General features: G+C 52.6%; 1 protein-coding gene. It reads right to left on the bottom strand.

What is annotated here, in order from left to right; all coding sequences use genetic code 11:
* Positions 1 to 272: hypothetical protein (locus tag L9G74_RS20615; RefSeq protein ID WP_238898628.1), on the bottom strand; the 272-nt coding region annotated here is incomplete at both ends.

The following is a 272-nucleotide window of genomic DNA, read 5'->3' as shown; positions in this document are numbered from 1 at the left end:
ATAAGATTACGCCCAGCTGCTTCGGGGAGTTAATGTTAAACTCCTCGCCGGCTTCTTGGTAAATCGCCTGTTCTAGCTCCGCCTCACGTTCAACTAACTTGGAACCCATCTCCTTTAGGGTCGCTGCGTCGACATGAATCCCGGTGATTTCCATGTGGGCCAAGACCGCGGACAAGGGGCGTTCAATGTCTTCGTAGAGCGGTAGTTGCTCGTTATCGGTCAGCTGTTGGTATAGGGGTTCTTTAAGGTCCCTAATCGCCCGGGCCTTTTTG

Origin of the sequence: Shewanella electrica, from assembly GCF_022321485.1 — a bacterium.
Lineage (GTDB): Bacteria > Pseudomonadota > Gammaproteobacteria > Enterobacterales > Shewanellaceae > Shewanella > Shewanella electrica.
This window is presented reverse-complemented; position numbering and strand designations above follow the sequence as displayed.